Source organism: Stenotrophomonas sp. GW821-FHT09E08 (genome assembly GCF_059416125.1).
The window spans coordinates 21153-28698 of sequence record NZ_JBWKOO010000027.1 but is presented as its reverse complement, the minus strand read 5'-3'; the positions used below and the strand labels follow the sequence as shown (position 1 = coordinate 28698).

Genomic DNA, 7546 nt, shown 5'->3' with positions numbered 1-7546 from the left:
ACGCTTTGACATGAACACTCCTCATGGCCTGAATCGGCCTTCTTGTAAGTGTCCGTGAAAACGGGGGTGAACCCGTCAGGGCCGGTGCGGGTAAAGCGTCGGGGACTATCCGAGCAGTCAGCAGCCCTCGCCTTGGAGGTCGAACAGTTACCCTCCTACATGGAGCGCCTTATCGAAGCCATCGTGTCGGCATGTGAACGCCTTCAAGGCGATGGGATTGACCCTATCCAGTACTTCAAGGAGCCAACGCCACCTGGGATTGGCCTCCCTCGTCAGGGCAAGCGGTAGCGGAGAGTGCGGACTTTCCGCTAGGCGTTGCACCTTCGAGGTGGTGTCACCGACGACGTAGGCACCCGAAATGCATGTCCCCAAAAGCTGCCTATCGCTTCTTGCGTGAGGTTTTTGCCAACTTTCGCTTCTCCGCAGCCGCCTTAGCATTAGCTACGTTGAGCTCGCGTTGAAACTTCTCTGCCATCTGTGCAGTCTGCTCGTAGAACGCCGGCGCTCCTCTTCCTCGTACTCTTTTGAGGAGAGCCATGATCGTCGGAGAGATTCCAAGGCGACGATGCAGTATGAAGTATCGCGTCTGCTTGGACCCCACGTAGGACGCGAAGCCAGCAAAGAGAATGCAGAGCTGAAGCCAGAGGGACGCAGAAGCAGAGAACTCATTGGAAAGAATTTCGATCAGCACCCAGCAAGATGCGACGAGTAGTCCAGCAGGAAGCCCCATCAAAGCAAGCCTCCGAGCGAGGCCCATCCTTAGTATGCCCGACGGATCTTTGGTTCGTGCAAGTGAATCTAGTGCGCAGATGAACATCGGGAGACCCAAACATGCGATATCGATGCTCGAGAGCGAGTAGCTGGTCCTGGCAAGAGAGAAGATCACAAGCAGGACAACAGCGAGCGCCAGCACGGATAGGAGGTCGGAATGAAGCTCTGCGTAGAACTTCCTTAGGAACTCATTGTTCCTTCGGTAATGTGAATTGAGGAGATCAATCGCGTAGATCATCGATACGCCCCAGAAGACGTCGATGAGGCCGATGAAGGGCACAGCTAGTGCAAGCGGCCATCCCTTTTGAAGCAAATACGGGGTCAGAGCGATCAACCCCCAAAGCAGCGATCCCACCACTGTTAGCATTAGAACTATGTGCATAGCTCGCTCGATAGACTCTGTGACCCTACTAGCGGCCTGTCTTCTCGAATCTTTATGTTGCCTTAGATGTGGTTGCTGAAGGTATATCCCTGCGTAGTCTTGGATGGCATTTGCATGCTGATGACTGGCATAAAAGGCTAGGTCGACTACAGCTTCAGTCCGGCTCCAGTCGCTACACGGATGAGCTCGCTAACAGACACCACCTCTGACAGGCCGCCCTGATTAGTGACCCCCTTGTGAATGATGCCGCAGACTTCGAGTCTTGAGTTAAGTGCTGGGCCGCCGCTCATACCTCCTTCTATAAATCCGCCGACACTAGCTTTCTTAATTGCCCCGGCTTGGAACGTCCTTGTTACCTGCATCTCCATCACCGTAGCGTGGGAGTTCTCGCGATAGTTCGGGTAGCCAACTGCGATCAAAGTCTCGCCAAGTGCTGGATCTTGTCCAATTCGGTACCGAGATCGTTCGACATCCAAATTTTTATCCTGAGCCCGCAGGATTGCTATATCTCGATCCCAGTCAACCACTAATAGCTCGCATCGGACGAGCAACATCTTCCGCTCGTTCATGACATATATATAGGGTAGTGCGGACCTGTTGGCGTCTTCAATAACGTGTGCGGCCGTAATCAACAGGCCGGATGGAGTATTGAATGCGGTCCCTTGCGGGTAACCAAGGTCAAAAAAGTCCAAATGACAGTCGCTGGCATTCACGATGTGAACGCCACGCGGCAGTCGGCTGAACTGGGAAATAAGCTCTACATTAGAAACGCGCAGCTCTTTCGAATCATGAAGCTTGTTGAAGCGATGGGCGATGTCGGCGACCAGCCAATCACCCCGTCCCCTGATCATGTTCAAATAAGCGATCTTTCCATGGATGCGTCTGAGGAGACGTCGTTCTGCGACGCCTGCAGCAGATTCTTCGCCAAACTCAGCTTTAGCTATTTCAGCCAGTCCAAACTTCTCGATCGCATAGACCTGAGATTCAAGTGATTTATACCAGGGACGCCTGACGTTGACTTTCTCGTTTACGACGAGCCCGGTTACGACTTTCCTGCTGCCCCTCGTAGAGAACCTAAATTTCTCCATGTTGATCGAAAATCCCTCGGATGCGATTATTTCCGAGATCGATCCGCCCACGATAGGCTTGCCTTCCTCGTCGACGACGACTACGCCATGGAGTTGACCGATTGGTCGGTCGAAGGAAAAGGTCAAATCATCAGCATAGCGTGTGTAGGATCCTCCAAGTCTCGTAGCCAGGGCAGACAGTCGCTTATCCAACTTCGCACAAATGATATTGGATAGAACGGGCGAGGTTACCGCCCCTGCAGGCATTACCCCATCCATGGTGCAAATCTGCGCCAGAATATTCGCAACGTTCCAAGGGATGCGCATTGGATGCGCGAGAAAAACTCCCCTCACGCGCTGAAAGCTGATTGTTGAGAAAAAATCTTGAAGGTCAAAATTCACTACAACGCTTGCGGCTACATGAGGAATTGCATTTGTCCTCACGCTTCGCCCAGCCGCGAAACCGTGTACGTTGGGACCGAGCTTGTACGCCTGATTCAATATCGGCACAATGCATCGCTGAAGCCTTTTGCGCACTCGCCCAGGGGCGTATATAGAGCGAACGCCTCCTGACTTCTTTGGAATAGTGAAGTGCTTATATCCGCTGACTTTGTACAGGTTGTTCTTCAGCAGCGCAGCGGGCACTCCGAAAAGTACCCCGAGGGAGACGTAGTCGTGTGCTTGTCGAAGATCATCAACATCCATGTATGACGCACCTCACCGTTTTCACCCTTACACGTGCGGCCACGAGTGGAACATTAAGATCGCACAGCGGTAGTAGCTAACATTGAAATTCCGTCTCAATCAGTAGACAGACGTTAAACACCAGGTGAGGTGCGTCACACCCTGCGACATTGCCTTACTTTTACTGGTTTTTCAAGTAGTACGAGAGCGAGGCTAAGGCGCGCTGGCTCCCCAAAGTTCTGTCCAGTCGCCTCGCGCTTACGTTTGAAGGCGATCCAGGGAGGAGGAATTAGCTGTCGATCTTTATCTAAATTTTGCCGCCACCATTGCGAGCATGCTATGGCACCTAACATTGATGTCTAGCGGACTTCTCATTCGAAGTTGGTGATGAGATCAGTTGGCTTACTTGCCGCAGCTGAGAGTTCGCTCCCTTCTGGCCATTTCCTTCAGGTCGGAGATCGCTAGCCCCATTTCTCGGTTGAACAGGAACCTTCGGGCAAGGAGAACTAAGTGTGCATCTTCTATAGGCTTCTGCACATTCTTTACATGAGTCCTCGCATGTTTCAAGGCTTCATGGCCTTCGACCTCCACAATCTGTGACACAATTCCTTCGAGTCGACGCTGACGCGCCTTTCCTCCGCCGTGGTCTCTCAGATATCCAAGTATCGCGAGGCTGAGGATTCGCTCTGCGTTGAAGTAATGAAAGCTATCTCCAAGTTTCGCTTTTGCTTTGACTATGTCGTGGCTTTCTATCAGCTCCTTATAGAAGTTCCTGAACTGCTGCTCCAGTTCGCCAGTGCGGACTTCGGTCGTTGGCGCTAGGAACACATAGAATGGGGTCTTCTTGAGAAGCGTTATGTTTTTCACGGCAAAGTAGGCTTCGCAAGCTGCGATCACTACCATTAGATTGTTGTGCGTATTTTCGTTTATTGCTCGTAGCGCTTCGTTTAGGTCTGTCCAGGAGATCATCCCGGCGCCAAGCTCAAGGCCGAGGTCCTTGCTGGCGTGGCCCTCGATATGAATAACTGGCTTCCAACCTTCGGTCATTGCCTGGGTCGAGATTTCCCTGAGCAAAGATCGCAGACTATCGGGAGATGATGCCTTGTAATGTTTGAATGGCCAGCCTGATTGCTGCGCGAGGGGTTCAATATCTTCTATAAGTCGCCGTACAGGGCCATGCTCGTCTTCGTTTAGTGTGTTAATTAGGATTACGATGTTGGTCTCTAAGGTGCCAGAGATTGTGCTTGTTCTGTTTGTGGACATGTCGGTGCGATGCTGCCTGGAACTGTGTTTGAATTTCCGGGTTGGTTGGGGCGCTGAAATTTTAGGCTTCCAGTATTAATTTGTTGCGTTTGCGCGCGCATATTTAGGTTTTGAATCAGCTTGCGTTAGATCTTGTTTGGATGGTGGCCATTATTTCCTGTCCTTATCTGTGATTTCGAAGTGGTCAGGTTGCACGAACTGAGTGATTGTTTTTTCGTATTTCTGCAGGCTGTCTGACTGGAAGAAATTCCACTGAGAATTCAGCTCGCGATAGTATTCGAAAGTCTGGCTGCTCCACTCTTCGCAGGGCATTAGGAGGAAGTCCTCGGAATCCGGTCTGTCTTCCAGGATTGGAGCGTTCATTCCTATTCCGACAATTTTCTTGAGCGAGGGATTGCTGTTCTTGGCAGCGCCACATGCAATTTCTAGCCAGCCTTGCCTCATCTCACGGTAGTTTGGAAGCTGTCGCACCTTCTCTGGTGGGTGAACCTGAAGAAAAACATATGCTGTGCCCTCATTGAAAGATGGCATTAGCGAAACGTGGCGGGAAGCTCCCAAATCCCTGGGAAAGTTGAGAATATTTTTTTGGATTGTGCTTGATAGTGCGCGGCGGAACATTCTAGGTTCCTTAACCATTTCGATGACTGCGCTTGGTCCTTTCCAGAGGTCCGAGTTTCCCAAGAGTGTGCCGTCGATGGCATTCTGGCATGTTCGTTGAATCAGCTCATCCCAGAGATAAGAAATAGTATCTTCCTGCTTGGTTCGTATGTACACCGGTGAAGATGAGAATTGCTCCCATTCTCCTTCTCCAATCATCAAGCCGGTAATCGATTCGTCACTTCCAATGACGTATTTCTTTGTCTTGTCGTCATAATTCAATAAATAGTTAGCCAGCAAATCTTCCTCGCCGCAGTAGGAGAGGTAATTTAGCTTGCTGATGGCTCTAATCTTTTCGTCAAGGTATCGTGAGAAGTCGCTGATCGTATCGAGCTGCTCGAATATTATGGAAAGGTTCTCGCTGTCGAATATGTGAATCGGATGACTTCGGTCTATCTCTACGAGAAATGGCGAAAAATTCCCCGTATAGTCTGCGTCGCAGTAGGCGATTGCCAGGCTTCCATATACGTTCTGATCTGAGTGACGTATACAGGCGTCCTTTGCGCCGTGCGCGACTACGATCTTGTGCACCTTGGCTCTTGCTGGGTCGATAGGCAGCGGGAATGGGATCTCAAGATTTTTATCTAAAAAGATTCCTCTGCCTGAGCGAATGTATCGTTCTGCTCCATGTGCCGTTACAACTTGGCGATCAATTGCTCGACGTTTCCAACGGTTCCATGCGACATGCGGGTCGAGCTCTTCATTTTCAGTGTAGGATTTTTCTCTATCGAAGAAGATGAAGACGTAATCACCGAATACGGCTAAAACGTCGCATAGTTCCTTGCCATCTTCTTTGTAGGGGTTTGCGTAGGACCATAGCCTCAAGAAAGATCGGTCGCAGAAATCTGCAAGCAATCGTTCTGTATCGGTCACTCCCACGGACTTCTTCGCGTTTTCCATCCGTTGCATACCTGACTGTCCAAGCGATGAGATTACAGCATGCGGCTCTTGAGCTCGATTTTCGATCGGCTACGGGTAAGAAGGGCTTTTGGGTTTGACAGGGTTCTCGCACAAGAACCGGATTGGGACACCTAGTCGCTACATCGCCCGGCGTGCATCGGCTCAGTCGCCGTGTAGTCAGCTACTGTGCTTCAGTTCACTGCCATTGGTCGAAGGGATTGACCCAGGATTAACACCATTGGCGCAGCTGCGGAGGTCGCCCTGCTAGCCGCAGCTGGAGCGTCCCCCATCGGAGTACTTAGAAATCATAGAGTCGCAGGCCTAGTGAGATCGAGGCAATCACCAGAAGGGGAGATTGCCGAAGAGATTCTGAAACCTGAGCGCTGAAGACCAGCCTGGCGATGACCTTAAAAGTGGCGGGCCAACCACTTGAACTACTAGCTAACTTCTACTGGTGATGAAACATTTCACTTGTAACGCTGGAGGCGGCTGGCCCATCCCAAGTGACTGATTTATAAATGGAAATTAGATATTCAACAACTGTTGGGCCACATAACCCTTGAGGATCACCGCCGCCGCATTGTGCAGCAGGGCTCGCCGCACCACCTCGCGAGGGTAGACCGGGGCGGCGTTGATGGTGCCGTGGAACAACTCCTCGCAGGCGATCAGCCGGTGGCGGTTGTCCAGGAACAGGGCCATGAAGATCTCCCGGGCCTGCCCGCGCAGGCGGTGCTGCAGATAGCGGCCAACCGCGGCCGGATTGTTGCCGACCGCCTCGCCATGTTCCAGCTCGGCGGCCAGGTAGCGATGGGCCAGTTCCAGCCCGGCGGCCAGGGTACAGCTGCGTGCCGGGCCCAGCCCGGGCAGCCGCGCAAGTTCACGTGCGGGGCGGTCCAGAAGCACCCGTAGCGGACCATGGGCCTGCAGCAGGTCGCGCGCGGTCTGCACGGCATCGCGGCCGCCGAAGCCCGAGCCCAGGAACAGCGCCAGCAGTTCGGCATCGGAAAGTGCCGTGGGTCCGCGTGCCATCAGCTTTTCGCGGGGACGTTCCTGTTCGGGCCAGTCGTGGATGGGCATGCCTGCATCATCGCCAGCCCGGTCGGCGCAGCCCATCAGCGCACACCGCGGCTCCGGGTCGGGCGATACCTCAGTCGCGCCGGGTCTGCAGGTAGTCGAACAGTTCCTGGTTGTTCTGCAGGCCCAGCTTGCGCTTGGCTTCAGCCTTCTGCCGGCTGATCGTCTTCGGACTGCGCCCGCAGTGCTCGGCGACGGCGTTCACGCTGAGCCCGGCCGCCAGCAGATCCAGCACCTCCTGCTCGCGTGCCGACAGCGGTGCCGGTTCGCGCGGGAACATAAGGTCGCGGGCCTGCAGGTGGTGGCGAAGCTGTCGGGAGACGAACACCTGCCCCGCCAGTGCTGCATTCAATGCCTGTGGCACCTCGGCGAAATCGGCGCATTTGTCGACCAGCCCATTGATGCCCTCGCGCAGGAGGCCATCAAGCAGGCCCGGATGCCGCGCGCCGGTCAGCACCACCACCGGCAGGTGGGGATGGTACGCGCGCAGGGCATCGATCAGTTCCGGACCATCCGGCCCGGCGCCGGGCATCGACAGATCGGTCAGCACTGCATCGCAGTCGTTGTTGTCCACCAGCTGAAGCAGCTCGGCGCCATCGCACGCACTGCCGACCACGTCCATCAGGTGGGTCTGCAGCACGACGCGGATGCCGTGCAGGACGACAGGATGGTCGTCGGCGATGATGATGCGTGGGTGCACGCGCTTCCTCGGAGATCGAACGGACCGCTGCACACAGCGGCCAACGTC

Annotated in this window: 5 protein-coding genes and 1 pseudogene; all 6 read right to left on the bottom strand. The window is 53.8% G+C overall.

What is annotated here, in order from left to right:
* Positions 1 to 379: 379 nt before the first annotated feature.
* Positions 380 to 1105 carry a hypothetical protein gene (locus tag AC07M7_RS20900; RefSeq protein ID WP_495208205.1) on the bottom strand — a complete coding sequence of 242 codons (726 nt, stop codon included), beginning with the start codon at positions 1103 to 1105 and terminating at the stop codon, positions 380 to 382.
* A 194-nt stretch (positions 1106 to 1299) separates the two neighbouring features.
* Positions 1300 to 2925 carry a reverse transcriptase domain-containing protein gene (locus AC07M7_RS20895; protein WP_495208204.1) on the bottom strand — a complete coding sequence of 542 codons (1626 nt, stop codon included), beginning with the start codon at positions 2923 to 2925 and terminating at the stop codon, positions 1300 to 1302.
* Between the two features lie 381 nt (positions 2926 to 3306).
* Complete coding sequence (locus tag AC07M7_RS20890; protein ID WP_495208203.1) at positions 3307 to 3951, bottom strand: hypothetical protein; 645 nt, start codon at positions 3949 to 3951, stop codon at positions 3307 to 3309.
* Positions 3952 to 4317: 366 nt separating this feature from the next.
* Positions 4318 to 5724 carry an SEC-C metal-binding domain-containing protein gene (locus AC07M7_RS20885; protein WP_495208202.1) on the bottom strand — a complete coding sequence of 469 codons (1407 nt, stop codon included), beginning with the start codon at positions 5722 to 5724 and terminating at the stop codon, positions 4318 to 4320.
* Positions 5725 to 6285: 561 nt separating this feature from the next.
* Positions 6286 to 6801, bottom strand: a pseudogene (radC, locus tag AC07M7_RS20880) (RadC family protein); the annotation flags it as partial.
* 70 nt (positions 6802 to 6871) lie between these two features.
* Complete coding sequence (locus tag AC07M7_RS20875) at positions 6872 to 7498, bottom strand: response regulator (protein WP_046984104.1); 627 nt, start codon at positions 7496 to 7498, stop codon at positions 6872 to 6874.
* Positions 7499 to 7546: the final 48 nt, after the last annotated feature.

Coding starts and splice junctions, on each gene's coding strand:
- AC07M7_RS20885 (WP_495208202.1), bottom strand. CDS start 5,724: ATGGAAAACGCGAAGAAGTCCGTGGGAGTGACCGATACAGAACGATTG.
- AC07M7_RS20890 (WP_495208203.1), bottom strand. CDS start 3,951: ATGACCGAAGGTTGGAAGCCAGTTATTCATATCGAGGGCCACGCCAGC.
- AC07M7_RS20895 (WP_495208204.1), bottom strand. CDS start 2,925: ATGGATGTTGATGATCTTCGACAAGCACACGACTACGTCTCCCTCGGG.